The 24858-nt window shown below is 34.5% G+C and carries 14 protein-coding genes; 10 read left to right on the top strand and 4 right to left on the bottom strand.

The window, feature by feature from the left end; all coding sequences use genetic code 11:
• Positions 1-35: 35 nt before the first annotated feature.
• The 3 genes from NG806_RS12360 to radA form a co-directional block, all read right to left on the bottom strand.
• On the bottom strand, positions 36-1577 hold the full coding sequence (locus NG806_RS12360; RefSeq protein ID WP_261509872.1) for a zinc-dependent metalloprotease: 1542 nt from the start codon (positions 1575-1577) through the stop codon (positions 36-38).
• A gap of 179 nt (positions 1578-1756) precedes the next feature.
• A complete protein-coding gene (locus tag NG806_RS12355) occupies positions 1757-2866 on the bottom strand; it encodes an AraC family transcriptional regulator (protein WP_261509871.1) in 1110 nt (369 codons plus the stop codon).
• 14 nt (positions 2867-2880) lie between these two features.
• Positions 2881-4230 (bottom strand): DNA repair protein RadA, encoded by a 1350-nt coding sequence (gene radA / locus NG806_RS12350; protein ID WP_261509870.1) that lies wholly within the window; start codon positions 4228-4230, stop codon positions 2881-2883.
• A 60-nt stretch (positions 4231-4290) separates the two neighbouring features.
• Here radA and NG806_RS12345 point away from each other — a divergent pair, with 60 nt between their 5' ends.
• From NG806_RS12345 to yidC, 4 genes are all read left to right on the top strand, one after another.
• Positions 4291-4695 (top strand): hypothetical protein, encoded by a 405-nt coding sequence (locus tag NG806_RS12345; RefSeq protein WP_261509869.1) that lies wholly within the window; start codon positions 4291-4293, stop codon positions 4693-4695.
• Between the two features lie 64 nt (positions 4696-4759).
• A complete protein-coding gene (locus tag NG806_RS12340) occupies positions 4760-5329 on the top strand; it encodes a YceI family protein (protein ID WP_214828108.1) in 570 nt (189 codons plus the stop codon).
• A gap of 127 nt (positions 5330-5456) precedes the next feature.
• Positions 5457-7064 carry a CTP synthase gene (locus NG806_RS12335; RefSeq protein WP_214828111.1) on the top strand — a complete coding sequence of 536 codons (1608 nt, stop codon included), beginning with the start codon at positions 5457-5459 and terminating at the stop codon, positions 7062-7064.
• Between the two features lie 193 nt (positions 7065-7257).
• Complete coding sequence (gene yidC / locus NG806_RS12330; protein WP_214828113.1) at positions 7258-9054, top strand: membrane protein insertase YidC; 1797 nt, start codon at positions 7258-7260, stop codon at positions 9052-9054.
• Between the two features lie 68 nt (positions 9055-9122).
• Here the strand turns inward: yidC and NG806_RS12325 are convergent, their stop codons facing one another.
• The gene (locus NG806_RS12325) at positions 9123-9707 is read right to left on the bottom strand and encodes a ribonuclease HII (RefSeq protein WP_261509867.1); all 585 of its coding nucleotides are present in this window, start codon (positions 9705-9707) and stop codon (positions 9123-9125) included.
• 309 nt (positions 9708-10016) lie between these two features.
• Here NG806_RS12325 and NG806_RS12320 point away from each other — a divergent pair, with 309 nt between their 5' ends.
• The 6 genes from NG806_RS12320 to NG806_RS12295 all read left to right on the top strand — a co-directional run bounded on the left by NG806_RS12320 (position 10017) and on the right by NG806_RS12295 (position 24814).
• Entirely contained in the window at positions 10017-13016 is a 3000-nt protein-coding gene (locus NG806_RS12320) for a SusC/RagA family TonB-linked outer membrane protein (RefSeq protein ID WP_261509866.1), read from the top strand.
• Positions 13017-13025: 9 nt separating this feature from the next.
• On the top strand, positions 13026-14654 hold the full coding sequence (locus NG806_RS12315) for a SusD/RagB family nutrient-binding outer membrane lipoprotein (RefSeq protein WP_214828122.1): 1629 nt from the start codon (positions 13026-13028) through the stop codon (positions 14652-14654).
• Between the two features lie 576 nt (positions 14655-15230).
• Positions 15231-18260, top strand: a complete 3030-nt coding sequence (locus NG806_RS12310) for a SusC/RagA family TonB-linked outer membrane protein (protein WP_261509865.1) — start codon at positions 15231-15233, stop codon at positions 18258-18260.
• Positions 18261-18274: 14 nt separating this feature from the next.
• On the top strand, positions 18275-19897 hold the full coding sequence (locus tag NG806_RS12305; protein ID WP_261509864.1) for a SusD/RagB family nutrient-binding outer membrane lipoprotein: 1623 nt from the start codon (positions 18275-18277) through the stop codon (positions 19895-19897).
• A gap of 492 nt (positions 19898-20389) precedes the next feature.
• Complete coding sequence (locus NG806_RS12300; protein ID WP_214828130.1) at positions 20390-23350, top strand: SusC/RagA family TonB-linked outer membrane protein; 2961 nt, start codon at positions 20390-20392, stop codon at positions 23348-23350.
• Positions 23351-23353: 3 nt separating this feature from the next.
• The gene (locus NG806_RS12295; protein WP_261509862.1) at positions 23354-24814 is read left to right on the top strand and encodes a SusD/RagB family nutrient-binding outer membrane lipoprotein; all 1461 of its coding nucleotides are present in this window, start codon (positions 23354-23356) and stop codon (positions 24812-24814) included.
• Positions 24815-24858: the final 44 nt, after the last annotated feature.

Below are 24858 nucleotides of genomic sequence, written 5' to 3'. Positions count from 1 at the left end.
ATTTGAAGGTCTTATTTGTTATTTCTTCAGAGAAATTATCTAACAATAAACTTTTTACTTTCTATCATGACGTTTTTATCATTATAGATATTTAAAAAATATTCTCCCGATGTCAGTCCTTTCAAATGGATTGTTTTTTCATTCGTAGTTGTGATATGCTGCCCGGAAGAATTGTATATTCTGAATGAATATTTACCTTTATCTTCTCCAGAAATAGTAATGACATCTTTAGCTGGATTCGGGTATAATGAAAAATTCTGTTTCTCCTTAGTTTCCTCTTTTATGGCTAAGAAAGATTGAGTTTCAGGCATGAAGTTGGAAACAACACAAGCAAATCTTGTAAATCCATAGGCTTCATTAGCTGGTTTAGTACTTCCTATAGCCACTCCGGTAGGATCACTATTGTAATTTACACTTGGATTAGCCCAACGGTTGATTCTGGTACAGTTAAATCCTTTTGATGAACATTCATCATTGTAAGCCATAATTGTTCTCCATCTCTGGGAAGAAGTACTGGAGGTTCCCAGATCAATAGCTTTTTTATTGGTATAGCCATGATGATGATCACATGGGGTGGTGCTGGTATCTACATACCAGTCATGTCTCAGACCCATATTGTGGCCAAGTTCATGAGCAAGGGAATAATTGGAAACAGCACAATTATATAGGCTTACACAGAATCCTGAAGAACTGGAGTAGTTGGTTGAGCTGGTATTTACGTATCCTAAACCACAGGTATTGGTTGGTGTAGAAGTGACTAATGCACATAAGTCGGCTCCATATGTTGTTCTTAGGGTGTGTACATTATCCATGAAACCATCATTGTTGTTTCTAAGTCGAGGTAGGTCGGTATTTAGACTTCCGGATTCGGTATAGGCAATTTCCCCTGAGTAAACAAGATTGATTGTTACATTGGAAACTCCTGAATTTGTTAATGCTGTATTGAAATTCGTAATTGCTGTTGCAACAAAAGAATTACTTTGGGAAAGTCCTCCCCATGCATTTTTTGCTGCTGTTGTAAAAACGATCATGACATCTATTCTTGTTGCCGGGCAAACCGGTGTTGAAGATGAACAGACATTGGAATTGGCTTTGTTAAAGTTTTCTGTTTTGTCTAAAATATAATCATCTATAGTATCCTGATTGATGATTTTAGAATCACTTACTAAAGAGAGTGCAAAAACAGAGGCATCCGTCTGATGGAACATAATTTTTTCACCGGTGCCGGAAGCATACATTCCTGTTACAATGTTATCATACTTTGAAAGAACAAGCTCTGCTTTAGGATCGTTTTCAATAGCATAAACATAAGATTCACTCTTGTTACTGTAGTTGAAGGTACGGCTAAATTTTGCAGTAATTTCGTTACCGGTAGGAAGAGTGATCTGGAGATCAGATTTTAAATTGAAAGGAGATTGCGAATAGTACTTCGTCAGTAAATAAGTGGATGATAATTCCCTGCTTACTTTCTGATTGTTTTTTAAGGTACTTTCGTTAATGGGATTTTGGAAAACCTTGTTTTGTGCAAACAATAAGGCAGCACAAAACATGACTAGAATAGTGAATTTTGTTTTCATTTTAATTTGGTTAAGTGGTGTAATACAAATATATACAAAATATCAATACTTGGTGAATTTTATATTTTAATGAAAGTTTTCACAATGAATCCTCTGTTTTTATGTGGATTTTTAAGCTTGTTTGCTGGTTGTTGTGTAAAGTCGTAAGTTCTTTGGTCTCGGAATTAAAGGGAGTATTTTTATAGATCAGAATGATTTTTTTTGAATTCAGAAGGAGTCATTTCCGTCATTTTTTTGAAAATGGTATTAAAAGCTGTTTTAGAATTGAAACCGGATTCAAAAGCAATTCCTACCATAGAAAGTTTTTTTTGAGAATCGTCTAAAAGAAGTTCCTTAGCATATTGTACACGGTACTTATTTACAAAATGAAAGAAATTTTCATTAAAACCCGTATTCAGAAGATAAGATAGCTGATGTGCATTGATTTGAATTAAATCAGAGAGTTTCAATAAATTAAGATCACCATCCAGATAAGGTTTTTCAGCTTCCATTAAAGAGATCAGTTTTTGCTTTAAAATCTCAAACTCCTGATCAGAAATTAATTTTTTCTTTTCAATTTGCTCCGAATCACTTTCCAGTTCGATGGATAAAAGTTCTTCCCGTTGCTTTTTATCTACTGGGTAGATTTCCTTTTGACGGAGTACATAATATAAGGTGCTGTATACAATAAACAAAAATAAAAGATCCATTACCAGATGTTGGTGCATCTTATAAATAAAAGTATTGAATAGCTCATAACCGACAGTTATAATTATTGTTATGAAAAGAAGGAAGCTGAGTTTAATGAGCCATTGGAGGTCGATATTTTCGGTATTGGAAGAGATGGTTTCTATTCGTTTTTGATGTTTTCTTATTTTAAAATAAATAAGAGTGATATAAGGAAGATTGTGGGAGACGGCTATGAGCATTACAATAGCATGAATCGTTTTATTATCCCCAGAGTTTACGAGCAATATCCAATAAATAAAAGGGATAATGATACAGACAGCATCTCTTTTTTGAAACCTGTAATTCGGATTAATGAAAAATATAACACTGAAAAACAAAAAGATGGGCGTGAATATTTGTATAGCATATACTCCAAGTTCAAATAAAGGATCCGAGGGAATGTCGCAAAATTGCAATACATTCAGGATCCAGTAGCTTGACCATAAAAAGAGAAATAATCCAAAAAATAAGTTTGCTTTTTTGTTGACCCGCATTGGATTGATCAATACGGTGAATGAAAACAAAATTAAGCCGCCATAAAGCAATACAAGAACGAATCTCTGGATGTTTTCTAGTGACATTATATTATTTTTTATTAGAAGATTCGCTCATGGAAATCTTCGATTTTGCTTACCTCTTCAATTTTAATCCCAAATTTTCTTTTCGGAATTTTGTTAAGATTTGAAACAAATATTTTTTCATATCCTAGCTTCTCAGCTTCTGAGATTCGTTGCTCAACTTGAGCTACAGGTCTGATTTCACCACTAAGGCCAATCTCTCCTGCAAAACAGAAATGTTCAGAGATCGCAATATCTTCATTGGAAGAAAGAATAGAAGCGACAACAGCCAGATCGAGAGCCGGATCATCGGTTTTTATTCCACCTGTAATATTAAGGAAAACGTCTTTGGCACCCAGCTGAAAACCAGCCCGTTTTTCTAATACAGCAAGAAGCATGTTTAATCTTTTTGCATCAAAACCGGTAGAGCTTCTTTGTGGTGTTCCATAAACTGCTGTACTTACTAATGCCTGGATCTCCAAGAGCATTGGTCGGTTTCCTTCTAAGGTTACCGCGATAGAGTTTCCGGAAAGTTCTTCGAATTTTTTAGTGATTAAAATTTCAGAGGGGTTTTTGATTTCCTTTAAACCTTGGGAGATCATTTCATAAATTCCGATTTCTGACGTAGAACCAAAACGGTTTTTATTTGCCCTCAATAATCTGAAAAGATGGTTTCTGTCACCATCAAAATTTAAAACCACATCCACCATATGCTCCAGAACTTTTGGACCAGCAATTTGTCCGTCTTTTGTAATGTGACCGACTAAGAAGACTGGTGTATTGTTTTCCTTGGCGTACTTAATAATTTCGTTAGAACACTCTCTGATTTGAGAAACTGTTCCCGGTGAGCTTTCAATCAGTTGAGATTGCAGAGTTTGAATAGAATCAATGATTACAAAATCCGGTTCCAGTTTTTTAGCTTCATGAAGAATTTTTTCTAATGAAGTTTCTGTATACAAAAAACAGTTAGGATTCTGAACTTCGGATAATCTATCTGCTCTCATCTTAATTTGTGAGGCACTTTCTTCTCCAGAAACGTAGAATACCTTCTTTTTCATTTTTAAGGCTAACTGTAGCAGTAAGGTAGATTTTCCAATTCCAGGTTCGCCACCAATCAACGTAACAGAACCTAAAACAATTCCGCCACCCATCACTCGGTTGAGTTCTTCGGAAGGTGTTTTAATTCGTGGTTCTTCAATAGCCTCAACTTCAATGATATTAATGACATGCTGCTTTGTTCGGGAGGAAGGAAGGCTTTTACTAGCCGGTTTTTCTACAACCTCTTCCACTAAAGTATTCCATTCTCCACAGTTTTTACATTGTCCCATCCATTGTGAATACTGTGTTCCACAGTTCTGACAGAAATATGCTGTTCTAAGTTTTGCCATACTGCGAAGTTCAAAATTTTTTTTCAATTTTGCTCCTGAAATTTTGGTTAATTTTCAATCATGAAAAATATTCTTCTAAATAGTGTCCAAATTTTTGGAGTAATGGCATTTCTGAATTTTATATTGAGCGTCGTGGTTCTATATATTATGAATTTGCCTGGTGGTAGTTTTGGAATGACTCCCTTTTTTATTTTAATAGAAAATATATTGGTATCAATTATTGGTTTTATTACAGTATTAATTTTTAAAAAAAGCTATCATTCAATGATGAGAATTGCTGTTTTGTTTGAAATTATTTATTTGATTGGGCTTATTATGTCGGGCTTTAATCCTTTTGGCAGTAAGGATGATAACTTTTTTAGTTTACTAATTTATGCGAATTCAGGTATTGTTTTACTTATTATTTACCTTTTGTATCTAATTGATTCAAAAATTTCTTCTTCAAAAAATAAAAAACTATCATAGATCAAGACACAATTGAGTTTATCACGTTACCTTTGGATTATAAATAAATATAAAATATATTATTATGAAAAAGATACTATTAGCTTTTATTTTTGCTTTTTTAAGCATCACCGGTTTTGCTCAGTCTACGTGGAACGTAGATCCTATGCATTCTTCAGTTAACTTCAATATCAAGCATATGGGGATTAGCTTTGTACAGGGAAGATTTGATAAGTTCGAAGGGGTAATAGCTGCTCCCGGAAAAGATTTGGATAATGCAACGTTCAAGTTTAGTGTTATCACTGGCTCTGTGAATACGGGCGTTGAGATGAGAGATAAGCACTTAAAAAGTGCCGATTTCTTTGATGCTGAAAAATTTCAGGCAATGAAATTTGAAAGCGGTTCTATTACGAAGGGTAAAAATAACACCTATACACTTAAAGGAAAATTGACAATCAAAGATGTAACTAAAGAGATCTCTGTTCCGGTAACCTATGGTGGAATAACAAAAAACCAACAGGGAAAAGAAATTTTAGGTTTTCAAACGAAATTTACAGTTAACCGTTTAGATTATAATATTAAATACGATCCAACGGGTGCCGGAGTTGCTAAAGATGTTGATGTTAACTTATATTTCGAATTAATTAAAGAATAATTTTTTTAAATATAATTTGGTTTGGTGAAAGGTTTCTCAAGTAATTTTGAGGAACCTTTTTTTTATTTGTTGGTAAATAAATTGCCTCGTATTTCTTTTTCCCATAACTTTGCACAAACCTAATCTAATGAGTAAAAAGAATACTAAATACATCTTTGTGACAGGAGGTGTAACTTCATCTTTGGGAAAAGGAATCGTTTCTGCTTCTCTGGGACTATTGCTGAAATCTCGCGGTTTTAATGTAACGATCCAAAAACTAGATCCTTATATTAATATTGACCCAGGAACTTTGAATCCTTATGAACACGGAGAATGCTATGTAACCGAAGATGGTGCGGAGACGGATCTGGATTTAGGTCACTACGAGCGATACTTGGATGCTCCCACTTCCCAAAATAACAATGTTACGACAGGGAAAATTTACCAAACTGTAATTGAAAAAGAAAGAAAAGGAGATTTCCTTGGGAAAACAGTTCAGGTAATACCTCATATTACAAACGAAATTAAACGTAGAATTAAAATGCTTTCCAAGCAGAACTATGATATCATTATTACTGAAATCGGAGGTACTGTCGGAGATATTGAATCTTTGCCTTACATTGAAACTGTACGTCAGTTAAAATGGGAGTTAGGTGAGAAAAACTCTATGGTGATTCACCTTACTTTGTTGCCATATCTGGCTTCAAGTGGAGAATTAAAAACGAAGCCTTCTCAGCATTCCGTTCGTCAATTGATGGAAAGTGGAATTATGGCTGATGTTTTGGTTTGTAGAACAGAACATAAAATTCCAAAAGATCAGAGGGCCAAATTAGCTCAGTTCTGTAACGTTCCATTAGATAACGTTATTGAATGTAAGGATCTGGAAACGATCTATGAGGTTCCAATGTACCTTCAGAAACAAAATTTTGATGATGTAGTTTTAAAAGGACTGGATCTTAAGAGTGATAAAGAAGCTGATCTTAAAGACTGGAAGAACTTCCTTAAGAAATTCCAGAATCCGAAAAGAACAGTTGAGATTGCTTTAGTTGGAAAATATATTTCTCTACAGGATTCTTATATCTCTATTGCTGAAGCTTTCAAACACGCTGGAGCAGATCAGGAAACTGAAGTTAAAGTAAGATGGGTTTACAGTGGAGATATTACTCCAGAGAATATTAAAGAAACATTAAAAGGAGTTAACGGAATCCTTGTTGCTCCAGGTTTTGGAGACAGAGGTATTGAAGGAAAGGTTCTTACAGCACAGTACGCAAGAGAAAATAAAATTCCAATGTTAGGAATTTGTTTGGGAATGCAGATTATGACTGTTGAATTTGCAAGAAATATTCTTGGGTATTCAAAAGCAAACTCTATGGAGTTTGATACTGCTACGGAGCATCCTGTAATTTCATTAATGGAAGAGCAAAAAAATGTAGTAGATAAAGGCGGCACGATGCGTCTTGGTTCTTGGAAGTGTTCTATAAAAAACCATTCTAAATTATCGGAGATCTACGGAAGTAAGAATATTTCCGAAAGACACCGTCACCGTTATGAGTTTAACAGTGATTATTTACAGGAATTTGAGAAAAATGGTTTCTTGGCAACAGGAACAAATCCTGAAACAGGATTGGTTGAAGCTCTTGAGCTTACAGATCATCCTTTCTATGTAGGAGTACAGTATCATCCTGAATATAAGAGTACGGTAGCAACACCGCATCCTTTATTCAGAGCTTTTATTAAAGCTTGTGAAAAGAAATAAAGGGATTTATATCGTATAAACGTCATGTGTAAACTCAGGTTGATTATTATCAGTCTGAGTTTATTATATTGTAATAGAGTAAAAGATAGAGTTTTGATAAAAAATCAGTATTTTTGTCAGCTCGAAATCCAGGGTGAAATTTAATATTGAGTTTTGCGATGGGTTATGAAAAAATAATTTTAATAAAATCAAAATGCAACAGAACAACGGACTCGATAAAAGTCAAATGATTAGTTTTGCGGTTTTATGTTTGGTTCTCTTCGGATTCATGTTTTATTTCCAAAATAAACAGCAGAAAGAGGAACAGTTGAAAGCTCAACAACAAAAAACTGAACAAGTAAAAACTGCCGTAAAACAAACTCAGGCAAGTAATATCAATCCAAATGTAACTCCTAATGCTATTCAGGTTTCTACCCTAGGAAATAATGAATTGAAATTGGAATTTTCCAGCTTGGGAGGACAGGTTTCTAAAGTAGAACTTTTAAAATATAAGGCTTATGATCATAAGAGTGATAAAGCTGATCTGCCTCTTTATCTAATCAATAAAAACAACTCAAACTACGGTTTTCAGTTTAAAGATAAGACTGGAAAAGTTATTAATACTAAAGACCTAGTTTTCTCTCCAACAGTGAATGGAAACGCGGTAACGTTGTCAGCTAATTATAACGGAGCTGTTATTCAGTTTATTTATACACTACTTCCAAAGTATACTTTAGATTTTAAAGTAAGAACTCAAGGGTTAGCTAAAATAACTTCAGATACAAAAGCTGATTTCTTATGGAATTATAATGTAAGGAATTTTGAAAAAGGTAGAGCTCAAGAGCAGTCTCATTCAGAATTCTCATATGCATTTAATAACTATAAGAGTTATGATTATGATGGAAGAACTACAATGGAGGAGGAAAAAGAAACCCTTAATTGGATTGGTGTAAAACAGCAGTTTTTCTCTTCAGTAATCGAAGCTAAGAATGGATTTACACAAAGTAAAGGAAATCAGGAATCTATAGAAGAAGGGGAGTATTTGAAGAAATTCAACTATGAAGGGTTTGTTCAGATGACAGGGAGCGAATTAAATCAGGATTTTACCTGGTACTTTATGCCATTGGATCTGCCGTTGTTGAAATCTTATGATAAAAACTTTGATGAAATATTGCCATTAGGTTGGTCGTTGATCGGAGGAATGAACCGTTATTTCTTCATGCCGATGTATAATATTATTGCATCATGGGGATTAACTGCAGGATGGGTAATTTTCATCATGACGATTATCGTGAAATTGATCCTGTCTCCGATTATGTACAAGCAGCATAAGCTGAGTGCGATGATGAGAGTGATTCGTCCGGAGATTGATGAAGCTACAGCTAAGTTGAAGGATGCAGATCCTATGAAAAAGCAGCAGGCGACCATGGAGATTTATCGAAAGGCAGGAGTTAATCAAATGGCGGGTTGTTTACCGGCGTTGGTTCAGATTCCTATTTTCTATGCATTATTCCGTTTCTTCCCAAACTTTATTGACTTAAGAGGAAAAGGATTCTGGTTCGCAAAAGATTTAACGGCATATGATGATTTAATTAAATTACCATTTAAGATTCCTTTCTTGGGAGATCATCTAAGTGTTTTTGCATTGGCGTGTACAGTAGTAATCTTAATCTATACGATTATGACATCAGGGAATATCCAGCAGCCACAGCAGGAAGGTATGCCGAATATGAAGGTATTGATGTATATCTTCCCGATTACTTTCTTATTCTTCCTGAATACTTCAGCATCAGGTCTTTCTTGGTATTACTTTGTATCAAATGCGATCAACATCTTAATTATCCTTGTTATCAAATATGTAATTTTGGATGAGAAGAAGATTCATGCTCAGATTCAGGCTAATAAAGAGAAGCCTAAAACTGAGGGCAAATTCCAGAAGAGAATGAGAGAAATGATGGAGAAGGCTCAGGAACAACAAAAAGTTACAGAGCAACAAAAGAAGAAAAAATAATCTTGTTAATAGATTATAAAAAAGAGGAGCAAATTTATTTGCCCCTCTTTTTTTGTTTATATTTTTTGTTAATCGTATTTAAGCCTGAAAGATTGTCTATGATATCGGGTTGGTCCAAATTTTATAAGTGCATTCTGGTGTTTCTTGGTTGCATAGCCGAAATTTGTATCCCAGCCGTATTCCGGAAACTCATCATGAAGGTTGATCATTAAACGGTCTCTGTAGTTTTTAGCTAATATAGAAGCCGCTGCTATCGAAAGCATTTTTGAATCCCCTTTTATAATGCATTGATGAGGTATATAATTGTAAGGATGAAATTTGTTTCCATCTACTAATATGAGCTCGGGCCTTATTGTTAATTTATCTAACGCCTTATGCATGGCATGGATACTGGCGTTAAGAATGTTGTGTAGATCAATAAAATCCGGGGGTAATTCTGCAATCGCATAATCCTGAACATTGTCTTTGATATAATTATCAAGATCCATTCGTGTTTTAAAATTAAGCTTTTTAGAGTCGTTTACTAGACTTTGGCTGAAGCTATGATCAAGGACAACAGCTGCGGCTACAACAGGGCCACTTAGGCATCCTCTGCCAACTTCATCGCATCCTGCTTCAATATAAGATTCTGACCAGCTTTTTAATAAATCCATGAAATTGTATATAATCTTGTAAATAGGTGTAAAAATAAATAAAAATATATTTTTAATAAAATAAGTATTTAGTTATTTATTTCATTAAATAGTGAAAATATATTATTTATAATTTATAATTATTGGGAAGTCGTTAAAATAAAGCTTTTTTCAAGATTTAATAATAAATGTTTTTTATTGTTTTATTGTTATTCTTGAGTGTTATTTATGATGGAAAAAATATTAAATTAAATCTTTTTAACAATTTATTTGGTTTTTTTAAGAAAGTTTTACATATTTGTAATTGATAAAATAATAATCAATTTGAATATGAAGAAATTTACAACAAGTGTTTTGATGGTAGTGCTTTCTTCGACATTTGCGTTAGCAAGTGGACAGGAAAAGAAAAGAAGGGATACTCTCAAAACCACAGACATTGCCGAAGTTATTATGACTGGAGCTATGGGGCGTAAAATGAAATTAGATGCCCAAACTTCAACGGCAGCTGTTATTGGTAAGGAGAAGCTTACTCAGGCAGGTGCTCCAAATGCTATCGCGGGTTTAACCAGTAAGGTGCCTGGGCTTACCATTAATAAAACCAGCAGTGGTGTTGATGGGACTTATGATATTAAAATTAGAGGTTCGAGAACACTGACTGGTAGTACATCTCCCTTAATCGTAATTGACGGGGTGATATCATCAATTCAAATATTTCAGGCTCTCCCATCTGATATGCTTGAATCTGTTACTACATTGTTAGGTTTGCAAGGTGCCGCACTATATGGTTCACAAGGTGTAAATGGAGCAATTGTTATAACTACAAAAAAAGGAAGTGGGTCAAGAAAGCCGAGAATTAGTTTTAATAGTAACGTTGAATTTGAGAATGTATTATTTACACCAAGCAGACAAAAGGCTTATGGTCAAGGTTGGTTTGGTGATCGAATTCATGCTGAGAATGGATCGTGGGGTCCGTCTTATTCTGATCCGGCATATGCGGGACAAAACCTTGCAATGGGTGTTCCGTTCTATGATGTAAATGGTGACGGAATGATATTTGTGGATCCTAACGGGGATGTTCCTAGTGAAGATGCTGCGGCTTCAGTACGTGGGATTTATTCGCCAAGAAAAAAGGATAATGCTAAAGAATTTTTTCAGACAGGGCCGAGTTTTAATAATACTTTAACTGTTACAGGTGGAAGTGAGGGTGCATATGGTGGTTTGTCAATAAACCGTCAGGATAGAGAGTTTATTGTAGCGGAAGATAAATTAAAGAAAACTTCAGTAATGTTTAATGGAGGCTTTAAGTTAGGTAAGCTTTCTTTGGATGGAAGCGTTACGTACATTAATAGGTCTGCTTCTACAACCACTCCAGATTTGTACACCAATCTTCTTCAATCTTCTTCAGAGATTCCTATCACTGCTTTCCGGGATAGTTCTTTGCCTTATGCATGGACAATGTATTATCAGAATCCATACTGGACTATTCAGAATGTAAGGAATACTTCAAAACAGGATATCTTCAATGGAACCATTTCATTAGGTTATAAAATTAATGATCATATTTCGATTAATAATAATGGAACGGCTCAAATTACCTCAACTGATATTTTAAATTATAATAATGGATATGTTGCTTCAACTGCCAGCCCAAGGATCACTGATGTAGATGGGATTACTGCTGTTAGTTCAGTTACTTCATCATTATCTCAGTCTAATGCTATTAGCAGATATTTTTATAATGACTTAATGGCTAATTTTAATTATGACTTTACTAAGGATATTAATTTTAAATTATTAGTTGGTTATAATGTTCAACAGAATGAATCTAAAACTACTTCAGTAAGTGGTACTGGTTTGAAAATTCCTGGAATCTATCAATATTGGAATTTGACTACATTAACGATTCCTTATAACTTAAATAATAGGAGATTTACAGACAATAAATTCGCTTTTTTTGCAAATCTTGATTTGTCCTATAAAGATTATTTATACTTAAATGTAACAGGTAGATTGGAGAATTCTTCTAAACTATTGCATTCTGACTCAAGTATTGAGAGTACAGCACATTATTTTTATAATTCTGCTGGGGTGTCGTTCATGCCTTTAAAGGCTTTTGAGGTTGAAAGCGATATCTTAAGCCGATTGGTTGTTAAAGGTTCTTATACACGTGTTGGTAATGACAATGTAAATGTTTTTGGAATTGAGGATACTGCTACACTTGCGCCTGGTTATCCATTTGGAACTGGTCCATTAAGTTTTGTTAATAATCAGACGCCAACAGATACTAATATCAGACCTGAAATTGTTACCAGTAATGAAATCAGTATAGGTTTGGGCTTTTTGAAAAATAGAATTACATTAGATGTTAGTGGGTATATTCAGACCACAAAAGATCTGATAACAAACCAAACTACATCTAATACGACTGGTATAAGATTTACGCCTATTAACGTTGGTGATATTAGAAATAAGGGGTTTGAGGTTAACTTAGGTGCTACTCCAATTAAGACGTCGGACTTCTCGTGGGATCTGAATTTTGGATGGAGTATCAATAGAACTAAAGTTATTGAGCTTGCTAACGGACAGGATGAGGTGAATCTTTCTGTGGGTGGAAATGCTGGTATTTATGCAATTAAAGGTGAAGAGTTTCCAATGTTAAAAGGAACTGCTTATTTAAGAGACGATCAGGGAAGAATTATTATTAACCCAGATAACGGTAATCCATACATCTCAAATAATTATGTAAACTTTGGTAGGGTAACTCCAAATTATACATTAGCACTTAATACCAATTTTAAATACAAGAATTTTGGAGTTTATGCGGTGCTTGACTATAGGAATGGCGGGGTTTTGTACTCTGGAGCAATGCAAAACCTAGCGTTTAGTGGAGGTCTAGAGCAGTCTGCATCTTTTGATAGAACTCAAGGAGGGTATATTATTCCAAATTCAGTGTATATGAATAATGCCGGTCAATATGTTGAAAATACCTCTATTAAATCGGGTGGAGATTCTTATGCAGGACTGCCGGATTATTATGGAAGTGTTTACAGTAGAGTTGCTGAGAATTTTATCATGAGTGGTACGGCATTTAGAGTAAGAGAACTTGGGGTATCTTATGCTCTTGGAGGAGATGCAGCGCGATCTATTGGGTTAACCGGACTTAGTTTTAGTGTTTATGCTAGGAATCCATTCTATAAGTTTGCTAAGGAGAATAGAGGGTATGCAGATCCTGAGGCATCATTTACAACAGGAAATATTTCAGGTATATCAAATTCTAACCAGTATCCGTCGACAAGAACTGTCGGGTTTACTACTACAATTAATTTTTAAATAAAAACAATGAAAAAGATATTAATACCAATTTTAGGAATAACAGCATTGTTATTTTTTAACTCGTGTAGTGAGGAGTTCTTAGATGTGAATAAGAATGTTAATGATGCTTACAGTAATCAGCTTACCCCAAAAGATAGATTGTCTGCTGCAGAAACTGTAGTTTTTAGAACCCAAGCAGGAACTATGAATAGGTTTGGGAATTTAATAATGAATGCATGGGCTGGAAATATTTATTTCTATGCTTCACCTTATGGAGATGAATTTAGAATGAGAGCTGATTCTCAATTTTATGATACGATTTGGGATAATTTATATTTAGGAATCTCAAATTATCAGGCGATAATTGAAAGTCCTAATGCAGCTAAATATCCACATCATGTAGCGATTGCTAAGATTATGAAGGCTTATTATATGCAAATGATTGTGGATTTGTATAATGATGTGCCTTATACTGAGGCTTTTAAAGGTCAAGCTAATAAGCATCCGAAATATGATAAGGGTAAAGATGTTTACAAAGGATTGTTAGCTGAGCTTAATCAAGCTTTAGTTTTATTGGGGCAAACACCTGAAAATGCAACTTATGCTTTGTTGCCTGTTGAGGATCCTATATTTGCGGCTGCATCTGCTGATATGAGTAAGTGGGCTCAGATGGCAAACACGGTGAAGTTGAAAATGTTGGTGAGGCTTTCAAATTGTACAGATCCCGAAGTAATCGCCTGGAGAAATACAGAGTTGCAAGCATTAGCACCTTTAACGTCAGATGTAACAAAATTTGTAAGCGCCGATGTTAAGATAAATCCAGGGTATAGTAGTGCTAGTACGGGGCAGCAGAACCCATTTTATACAACTTATGGTGTGATTAATATAGCCTCAAATGATATGAGTGCGGATTATAGATTGACATTTGCTTCTGATCATATTATCAAAGCATTAAAAGGACAAATACCCGAGACTTCTGGCGTTGCTGATGGTAGGATTACAAGATTGTTCTTAAATAATGGAGTTGGACAGGCATCTAATTATATTGGGGGAGTGTCTGGGCCTTCTGCTAATGCAAATTTAATGGTTGGACAGCCTCAGGGTGGGGGTAAAGATGCTTCCAAGGTTGAAACCGATTTTGCGACTTTGGGCTTATTCTCTGCTTTTGCATCTCCATCTGGAGGTTCAGCATTGCCAGGTTTGGTTTTAACTCTTGCTGAGGTTAGGTTTTTACAGGCTGAAGCAGCGACTGTTTATCCTACGACAATGGCATTTAATGCTCAGACTTCATTTAATGATGGTGTTACTCAATCTTTTCTTACTTTTGGTGCTAGTCCAACAGCTACTAATAATTATTTGGCAGCTATTTCTACTAAGCCAGGAATGGGATGGGCAGCTTCTCCTAATAAAATTCAGGCTATTCAATATCAAAAATGGGTTGCTCTGACGAATATTAATCCTACTGAAACATTTATTAGCTATAATAAAACAGGATTTCCAGTTTTACCAATGCCTTTAGGATCTTATTATCCGTCAAGGCCAAAAAGATTAATGTATGCTCAATCTGAATATATTTCAAATACGGCAAATGTTCCAAATCCGGGAATTGATGAAATGTATACGGTTAATCAGTATTCACCATTCTGGATGAAATAATTTAAAAATTACATTCAATTAACAAATGCTATATATAGCAGATGTGACCGGAAGAAATTCTGGTCACATCTTATTTCATATCACTCGAAATGTGGTGATTTTTTTTAATGATGATTTTGTAATTCAAATCTGAATCATATATTTTAAATTTTGGCATTTTTTTTACAATTTGTGCTTATTTTAAGAAAAATTTTCGATGAAAAGTGCTTAATTGATGGTTGTTTTTATTTGTTAAATTTAAAAACAATTTAATACAACTAGTGGTGAATAATACAATGTGATATGGCTTTTAATCGTAATCTACTGTTAATCAGTGTTTAATTTGTTTTTTTTTAATCAAATTATCTCCATTAATATAACGGCTTTGTAATTTTTCTCAAATGTATTTTTAATTTAATTAAACCTTCTTTTTTTTTATGAATTTTTGTTAAAATCCTTATATTTAACTAATTGTGTTAAATTTTAATATTTAATTTTGTCGATTATTAAAAAGTTGTTAATTTTTTACGATTTTCTTTTGTATTGTTAAGAAAGTTTTACAAATTTGCAATAATAAAAAAAATAATCAATTTAAATATGAAGAAATTAACAACTAGTGTTCTAATTGTAGTTTTGTCTTCGTCTTTTTTTGTTGCAAATGCACAGCAAAGAAAGAGTGATACAGTAAGAACACAGAATATCGAAGAAGTCGTTGTTACAGGGGCTCTTGGTATTAAGAAAAAAGCTGATGCAGTAACAAATGCGCAACAAGTAGTTGGTACAAAAGAATTAAACCAGGCTTCAGCTCCAAATGCTGTACAAGCTTTAACAGGAAAAGTATCTGGTTTACAGATTACTCAGACTGACAATAGTGTAGGAGCTACAAGTAGAATTGTAATTAGAGGGAATAAATCAATTTCTGGTGATAACCAGGCTTTAGTTGTTATTGATAATGTAATTTCTAGTGCTACTGTTTTAGCTCAACTACCTCCTGAAGTGATTGAAAATGTAAACGTTATTAAAGGTTTACAAGGAGCAGCACTTTATGGACAACAAGGGGTAAACGGGGTTATTATTGTAACCACTAAAAGAGGATCTAAAGGAGAGAAAATGTCATTTACTCTTACCTCTTCAATACAAATGAATCAAGCTTTCAAGTTCCCAATAGTACAACAGCAATATGGGAAAGGTTATCCTCATGAGCCAGCTTTTAGTGCTGGTGATCCAGATTATAATGGAGCAACTTATGTACCTTTCGAAAATATGTCTTGGGGTCCAGCTTATAACAATCCAGATATTGGAGGACAAATGGTTCCTTCAGGACTTCCACAGGCAAACAATCAATTTATCTATGAAAAGTTTGCTCCTGTAAAAGATCATTTTTCTAAATTTTTCAAAAATGGAGTAATCTTACAGAACGGTATTACTATCAATTCTGGTGGGGCCGATTCTTATGCCATGCTATCAATCAACAGATTAGAGAATGATTTCGTTGTTGAAGGTGATAAATTAAGACAAAATAGCTTTTTATTGAAGGCTGGTAAAAAATTAGATAAATTAAGAATTGACGGAACTGTTAATTACATTAGCAAAATAACAAACCAATCTGATTCTGAGCTATACAACGATATCCTGCAAATGCCTACAATGAACGATATCAGAAAGTATAGAAACTCTGGTATCGAAGGTGGTTTATCTGCATTTACTAAAAACCCTTATTATCAGATTGAGCATACCAGACAGAATACTATTAATGATTATTTGTCTGGAATCTTGTCATTACAATATGATTTTAACAAGAATATCAATTTAACATATACAGGTAACGTATATTTAAATAATTCGAGATCAGACAACCATGATGATGGTTTTAAAGCAACTCAGATATATAATGCCGGGCTAGCATTTGACGGAGGGAATTTACAGGATTATACGCAAAATGCTAATTATGATTCCTATTATATCAGTCGTACAGTAAGCACTAGAAGCTATTACGGAGATATCATGTTGAATTTTAACTATGATCTAACCAATGACATTAATTTGAAATTAAACATTGGTAATAACATCCAGGATAGCTACAGAACTTCAAGAGCAATGGGAGGAACCAATTTAATTGTTCCGGGATGGTATGATATTCGTAATGTTAACAGTCCTATTCAGCCTGGAAATTTAAATGGAGCAGCTGCATTAGATAATATCGCTTTTGATAATAGTACAACAAGACAAAGAGTTGTTGCTGGTTTTGCCAATTTAGATTTATCATACAAAGACTATTTATTCTTAAACTCTACGTTTAGAATTGAACAAAGTTCTGTTTTATCTACATTCTATAATGGAGAGCTTCATAATAAAACATACCCTTATTACTCTGTAGGTCTTTCATTTGTTCCTACAAAAGCATTTGAAGGATTGAAAAACGATGTGATTAGTTATATCAAGATTGCACCAAGTTTCACAAGAGTTGGGAATACATCAGCGGTATTGCCTTATAATACTACAAATGTTGGTATTATTCCTCCTGGCTATCCTTTTTCAGGATTACCAGGTTATGCGGTAAATGCTGCACAAACAAACAGAGCTATTAAACCAGAATTTATATCTACTGTTGACTTAAACGTTCAGTTGGGTTTCTTCAATGATCGTATTACTTTAGAAGGATCAATTTATCAGTCTGATACAAAAGATTTGATTACGAATGCGAATGTTTCAAATACTTCAGGACTTAATACCTTGAAGGATAATTTTGGGAAAACCAGAATGAAAGGTTTGGAGATAGATTTGGGTATTACACCATTCAAAACTCAAGACTTCACTTGGAATTTAAGAGCTTCTTTCGCGAAATCCAGAACTACTGTAATAGATTTACCAAATGGACTTGATGAAGTAGCACTTGCTGTTCCTTATCAAACGGTTGGACTTGGTGTTTTTGCAATAAAGGGATCTGATGCACAGGTTATTAAAGCCACAACATTCCAAAGAGATGATCAGGGAAGAATTATTGTAGGCGCAGATGGTGTTCCATTGCAAAGTACTACTTTAACTAGTATGGGTAGAGTGACTCCAGATTATACACTTGGTTTGAATACTTCTATCAGATATAAGAGCTTTACACTTTCCGGTACTATGGATTACCGTAAAGGAGGTAAATTTGCATCATTAGGTAAGAGTATTCTTACATTTGCCGGGATGACAGAAGATACTGCTGGTTTTGACAGAAGCCAAGGGTATGTGATTCCTAATTCAGTTCAAATAGTGAATGGTCAATCTGTTGCCAACGTTACTCCAGTAGGAGGAACTGCAGATTATGATGGTGTTGCAGGATATTTCAGTTCTCAATCTCTACAAAGATTAGGAGAACCAATGGTATTAGATGCTACAGCCTTTAAGGTAAGAGAAATTGCATTATCTTATGATATTCCAAAATCTGTTTTATCGTCAACCTTTGTTACTGGTTTTACAGTAGGATTGTTTGCGAGAAATCCATTCTTTGTCTATTCAAAAGAAAACAGAAACTATGCTGATCCTGAAACCTCTTACACTAATGGTAATGGTGCTGGTATTGCGATCGCAGGCCAATATCCTTCTCAAAGATCTTTTGGTATTAACTTAAAAGCTACATTCTAAACTTTAATAAAATTATGAAAAATATAAAATTAACAACAGCGGTTTTATCTTTATCAATGTTGTTTGCTTCGGTATCTTGTAATCGATATCTTGATGTAAATGAAGATCCAAATAACATTGGGATTGATAAAGTTACTCCAAATGAATTATTGCCTGTTGGTATTACATTAACATATGCAAAGCAGTCTCAGACATTAAACAGATTTGCCAGCGTTGCAATGAATTCAACTGCAGGAAACTCATTGGTATACGGTGCTCCATTTATTGATGATTATAAGCCTAACGTTTCCAATACATTTTACAATGATGTTTGGGATAGTATTTTCAGAGGGATTGCCAATTTTCAACAGATAATCGTATTTAATGATCCTACTAAGAAATATACCCAGCATAAGGCGATGGCAATGATTATGAAGGCGAATTATGTACAGATATTAACAGATTTGTATGGTGATATGCCATATTCTGAAGCTTGGAAAGGACAGGATAATTTAACACCTAAATATGATAAAGGTGAAGATATCTATAAAGCTTCTATTGCTGATTTAGAAAGTGCAATTGCTCTATTAAATTCTAATACAGGAGATACTCCAACGGCTGATATCGTTTTTAAAGGAGATAAAACTAAGTGGAAAGCTTTTGCTAATACATTAAAGCTAAGATATTTGTTAAGAATGTCGAATGTAACAGGTGCTATGGCGACTTACAGAGATCAAAAATTAGCATCATTAAGTGGTGCGCAGTTTATTGATCAAGATGTATTGGAGAACCCAGGATATTCAGCAGCAAATGATGCGCAACAAAATCCGTTCACTAATTTCTATGTAAGAACTAGTTCAGGTAATAATGCTGCAAATTTCTCCATTAATGTTGCTTCTGAGCATGAAGCACTTGTATTAAATGGAAATATGGAGGGAGATACCCGTCCAGTTTATCAGAAATTTAACGGTATAGTTGATGGTAGAAGAGGAAGAATGTTTACTCTTCCAGGTGGAAAAGTTCAAGGTATTAGACAGGGGAATTTACCAGGTCAGCCGGGTGTTCCAACTGCTGTTTCGAGATTTACTTATGGAATCACTATAGGAAAAGGGACACCTGAGAATACTGGTGCTGATTATACAGCTAAAGCTTCTGCTAAGTCTGGTTGTATCATGACCAGAGCAGAGTCGAAATTTTTACAAGCGGAAGCTGCTTTAAGATATCCTGGAATCTTTGGAGGAGATGCTGAAGGAAATTTTAAAGCAGGAATAAGAGCTTCTTTTGAATTCTTTGATGCGATTGATCATACTGTTCCCGTTCCTCCAGCTACACCTATTGACATACCTGGACTCTATTTAACAGCAATAGCAGCAAGACCGGGGTTGGGTTGGACTGGAACTGATGCGAATAAATTAGATGCTATTATGACACAGAAGTGGATCGCTTTAACAGGTGTTAATCCTGAGCAATCTTTCTTTGATTATACTAGAACAGGTTTCCCTGTAACTCCTCTAGCAACTGTTTCTTCAAATCCAAAACCTAACAGACTGATTTATCCTCTTTCAGAATATATTGGTAATGCTAGCAATGTTCCAGGAATAAGTAATTCTGATGTATTTAGCAAAAATCAGTACACGCCATTCTGGGCAAGAAATTAATTTGATCATTCATTTTAATATATTTAAAACCGCTCTTTAGAGCGGTTTTTTTTGTTTTAAGTAATATTTAATTTTTGATAATTTATACTAATAAGAAGAAATAAGGATAAAAATATTATATGCATAGCATTGTATATGGTCGTAAATTTGATCACGAATGGATTGAAAATATAGTAATTGAATGTAATATCTAATGAAGGGATTGCTTTTAATATTCTGTTAATCAGCTGTTAATTCTATTATTAGGCTCCTTTTTATAATTAAATATCACTACTGTATGATATAGTATGTCGTTTTTATAGACTGGTCTATTTTTTACAATTAAATCACTTATTAGAGTTTTAGTTTTTGTTAAATCTTCAATGTTTAACAGAAATTATTAACTTAATTGATGATTATGTTGATGATTTTTGAACAATTGTTAATTTTTTATAATTTTCTTTTGTGTTCTTAAGAAAGTTTTACAAATTTGTAAAGCTTAAATAATTTGATATGAAGAAAATAACAGCAAGTGTACTTATACTTGTGTTGTCCTCATCGTTTGCACTCACCAATGCACAACAAAAGAAGACAGATACAGTAAGAACACAAGACATCGAAGGAGTCGTAGTGACTGCCCTTGGAATTAAAAGAGATAAGAAATCTCTTGGTTATGCCTCTGAAGAAATAAAGGCCGAGGCGTTAACTGGTGGAACGACAAACACCGGAAACGTAGCATCACTTCTTTCAGGTAAGGTAGCCGGGTTACAGGTTAATACAAACAATAACTTTGGCGGATCAGCTAACCTTTTAATTAGAGGTTACAAATCTCTATCCGGAGGTTCTCCACTTATCGTAATAGATGGTTCTCCAGTGAACAATAACACGGTTGCAGGATCAATATTCGATTACGGAAACTTTCTCTCCGATATTAATCAGGAAGATATTGAGTCTGTAAACGTTCTGAAAGGAGCCGCCGCATCTGCATTATATGGAGAAAGAGGTAGTGATGGTGTTATCTTGATCGTTACAAAAAGTGGTAAAGGTAAAGATGACGGTACTTGGGGAGTAACAATAAATTCTGGAATAACTGCGGGATTTATTGACAAGTCTACCTTTCCTAAATACCAAACAAAATACGGCGCCGGTTACGGAGGGAATTCTTGGAATGAAGATCCAAACCCAGACGGACACAATTATGCTAACTTCGTAGATGATGCATCTTATGGACCTGCATTCGATCCCAATCTTTTGGTATATCAATGGGATTCTTACGATCCATCGTCTCCAAATTATAAAAAAGCAACACCATGGGTTGCAGCTAAAAACGGACCGATTAAATTTTTTGAAACTCCGATTACCTATGTGAATACGCTTACGCTTGAGAAAGGAAATAAAACATCGAATCTCTCACTATCTTATTCTAATATGCTTTCTAATGGTCTTATGCCAAACTCTGAATTAAGGAAGAATACCATATCAGCAAAATTTAATCATGATTTTACAGAGAAATTACATGCATCAGTTTTCACCACTTTAACTTTGCAGGGTACAAGAGGTAGAAACGAAACAGGTTATTCTGACAATATTATTACTGGTTTCCGACAATGGTGGCAGACTAACGTAGATGTTGAAGCATTGAGACAGGCATATCAAAATAATGGAAACTCTAATTTTTCCTGGAACAGAACTGCTTCTGATGATGCAACACCTCAATATTGGAACAACCCTTACTTTCAAAGATATCAGAGTTATCAGTCAGATGATAGAACCAGAATATTCAGTTATGCACAGTTAAAATACGATGTTTCCAAAAATTTCGGAATTACAGGAAAGTTATCGTATGATGATCTACAGATGGTTATAGAAGAAAGGTTAATGAACGGATCAATACCTCAGGTATTTGGAGCGTCAGGCCTTAATGTAGGTTCAGGATATTCGAGAACAAATGTGAAAAATACAGAAATCAATTTTGATTTATTTGCTAACTATAAATTTGATATTACCTCTGATTTGAATGTGAGTGGTATTGTCGGAGGAAACGTCAGAAGAAATTTAGTAGATAATGTATTTGCAACTACGGAAGGAGGACTTTCGAAGCCGGGATTATTTGCGATTTCAAACTCAGTAAGAACAATACTTCCTCCTGATGAGACCTACCAAAAGTTTGTTACTTCGAGTATTTATGCAACAGCATCTTTTGGGTATAAAAATTTCTTATACGTTGATGGAACGTATAGAATGGATCAAAGTTCTAACCTTCCAAAAAAGAATAATAACTACGATTATTATTCAGTTACAGGATCTTTAATTCTTTCAGAATTTGTAAAGCAGGATTGGCTTAGCTTCTGGAAAATAAGAGGAAATTATGCAGAGGTAGGTTCCTCAACAACGAATTACAGATTAGTAAATACATTTAAAGCCAGAGGAGAAGGATTGTTTGATCAGCCTTTTTTCCTTGCTAATCCAAATTTAAAGCCGCAGAGATCTAAGGAAACAGAATTTGGTATGGAAGCACAATTCTTTAAAAACAGATTAGGATTTGATGTAGCTATCTATAAAACAAGAACAATTGATCAAATCATTAATTTGCCAGTATCTTCAGCTACAGGATATAGAACGTTTTTAGTAAATGCCGGGCAGGTCAATAACAAAGGTATAGAAGTGCAGTTAAATGGTACGCCATTTAAAACCGATGACTTTAGATGGGATATTGATGTAAACTGGTCTAAAAATGAAAATGAAGTAGTTTCTTTAAATGGAAATTCTCAAAATTATCTTTTAGCAAGTTATCAGAACAATGTATCTCTTAATGCTCGTGTTGGCGAAGCATTTGGAGCTTTGGTGGGATCGGATTATGTATATGATGCTAATGGACAAAAAGTAGTTAATGCGACTACAGGAAGGTATTTAAGAAACAATAATCAGATTATAGGAAATGTTACACCTGATTGGGTAGGTGGTGTAAGAAATAGTCTTCGCTACAAAGATTTTTCATTCAGCTTCCTGATTGATGTGAAACAAGGAGGGGATGTATTTTCTCCAGATATGGGATATGGTATCTCTACCGGGTTATATGAAGAAACAGCGTATTATAGAGAAAGTGGGGTAGTCTATCCAGGAGTGAATCCAAATGGACAAGTCAATACAACACCTACAAGTACTCCTGGAATTAGTGGTCGTGTAGATGGATATAATGCTATGCCAAACAAACGATTTGTTTATGACGCATCTTATGTAAAATTAAGAGAAGCCAGTATAGGGTATAATTTACCAAAATCATACTTAGCGAATACAGGTATCCAGGATGCAAAAATTTCAATTGTTGGAAGAAACCTTTGGATCATCCATAAAAATTTACCTTATGCCGATCCTGAAACAGGAACAGGGAATGGGCTAGCTGCTAAAGGACAATCCATAGGATCGTTGCCTACAACTCGTGACATTGGGATAGACATAACTTTAAAATTCTAAAAAATGAAAAAAATATTTTTAATTATAGGTGTTGCTTCACTCGCATTAACTTTGAATTCATGTGAGAGGGATATTACTTCATTGAACGAAGATCCAAAACATCCAACAGAAGTTCCATCAGGAGTACTTTTTGCAAGTGCGGAACACGCATTGCTTGATCAGGTATTGAACGTTAATGTTAACAGAAACATAAGTCGATTTTTCACCCAGCAATGGTCGGAAACAACATATCCGGATGAGACAAATTATAATATGACTGCTCGTCCGATACCTAGAAATCATTACAACCGTATGATGTCGTCTGCTTCTGCTACAATAAACTCTCCGGGGGTTCTGTCAGCATTAAGAGATGCAAGAAGGTTTCTTGATGGAGAAAGTGTAACTCCGGTTCAAAGAAATAATAGCATCGCTATGATAGAATTAGTGAATGCTTACGCATGGGCTAATTTAGTAGATACTTATGGAGATATACCATATTTTGGAGCATTGAAAGCTACAGCGGAAAATCCTGGAAATGCTGAAATTCCTTATGATGATGCAAAGGTCATTTACCTTGATCTTGTTAAAAGGATTGATGCTGCTTTGGCATTGATTAATACTTCTGAAATAGGATATGATAAAGATTTAATTTACAAAGGAGATATGTTTAAATGGAAAAAGATGGGAAATTCTTTGAAGTTTAGACTCGCTATTGCTTTAGCAGATGTAGAACCCGTACTTGCCAAAACCTATGCTGAAGCGGCATATACAGGAGGGTTATTTACAGAGAAGGCTGATAATTTTGGACTACAGACATTTCCTTCAGGATTATTATCCAATCCGGTTTATCAAGACGTAATACAATCTGGTAGAAATGATTTCTTACCTTCAAATATTCTGGTAAATTTCATGAATACTAATAATGATCCAAGAAGAGCGGTTTGGTTTACTACTGTTGCTAATGCTTATATTGGTGGAGTGTACGGTAGCCAAAATGTATTTAACCAATATTCTCACTTTACAAATGTTATTTCAGGAGAGAATGCACAAGGATTTTTATTAGATTATGCTGAAATTATGTTTTTGAGAACTGAGGCTGCTGCTCGAGGTTTTGCTGTGGGTGGAACTGCTACTACCTTATATTCGCAGGCAATTCAAGCTTCCATGACGGAATATAATGTTGACCCAACTCAGGCTAGTGCATTTATAGCTGCACATCCATTTGATCCAATTAATTGGAAAAAGTCAATTGGTGAGCAGGCGTGGATAGCGATGTTTAATAAGGGCTTCCAAGCATGGAATTTTACAAGAAGACTGGATTTTCCTGTATTTGCAAATCCATCAGGATCATTAGTAGAAGCAGTGCCAGTAAGAATGCCTTATTCTGACCAGGAATATCTTTTAAATGCTACTAATGTAAAAGCTGCAGCTGCAAAAATTGGAGGCGATAAAGTGTCAACAAAAATCTTTTGGGACAAATTTTAAATTAATTAATAATCTAAACAAGTATTTCTGTTTAGATAAAGTAA

This window comes from Chryseobacterium paludis (genome assembly GCF_025403485.1).
GTDB lineage: Bacteria > Bacteroidota > Bacteroidia > Flavobacteriales > Weeksellaceae > Chryseobacterium > Chryseobacterium paludis.
The sequence above is the reverse complement of the archived record's forward strand: the minus strand, read 5'-3'. Positions and strand labels throughout refer to the sequence as shown.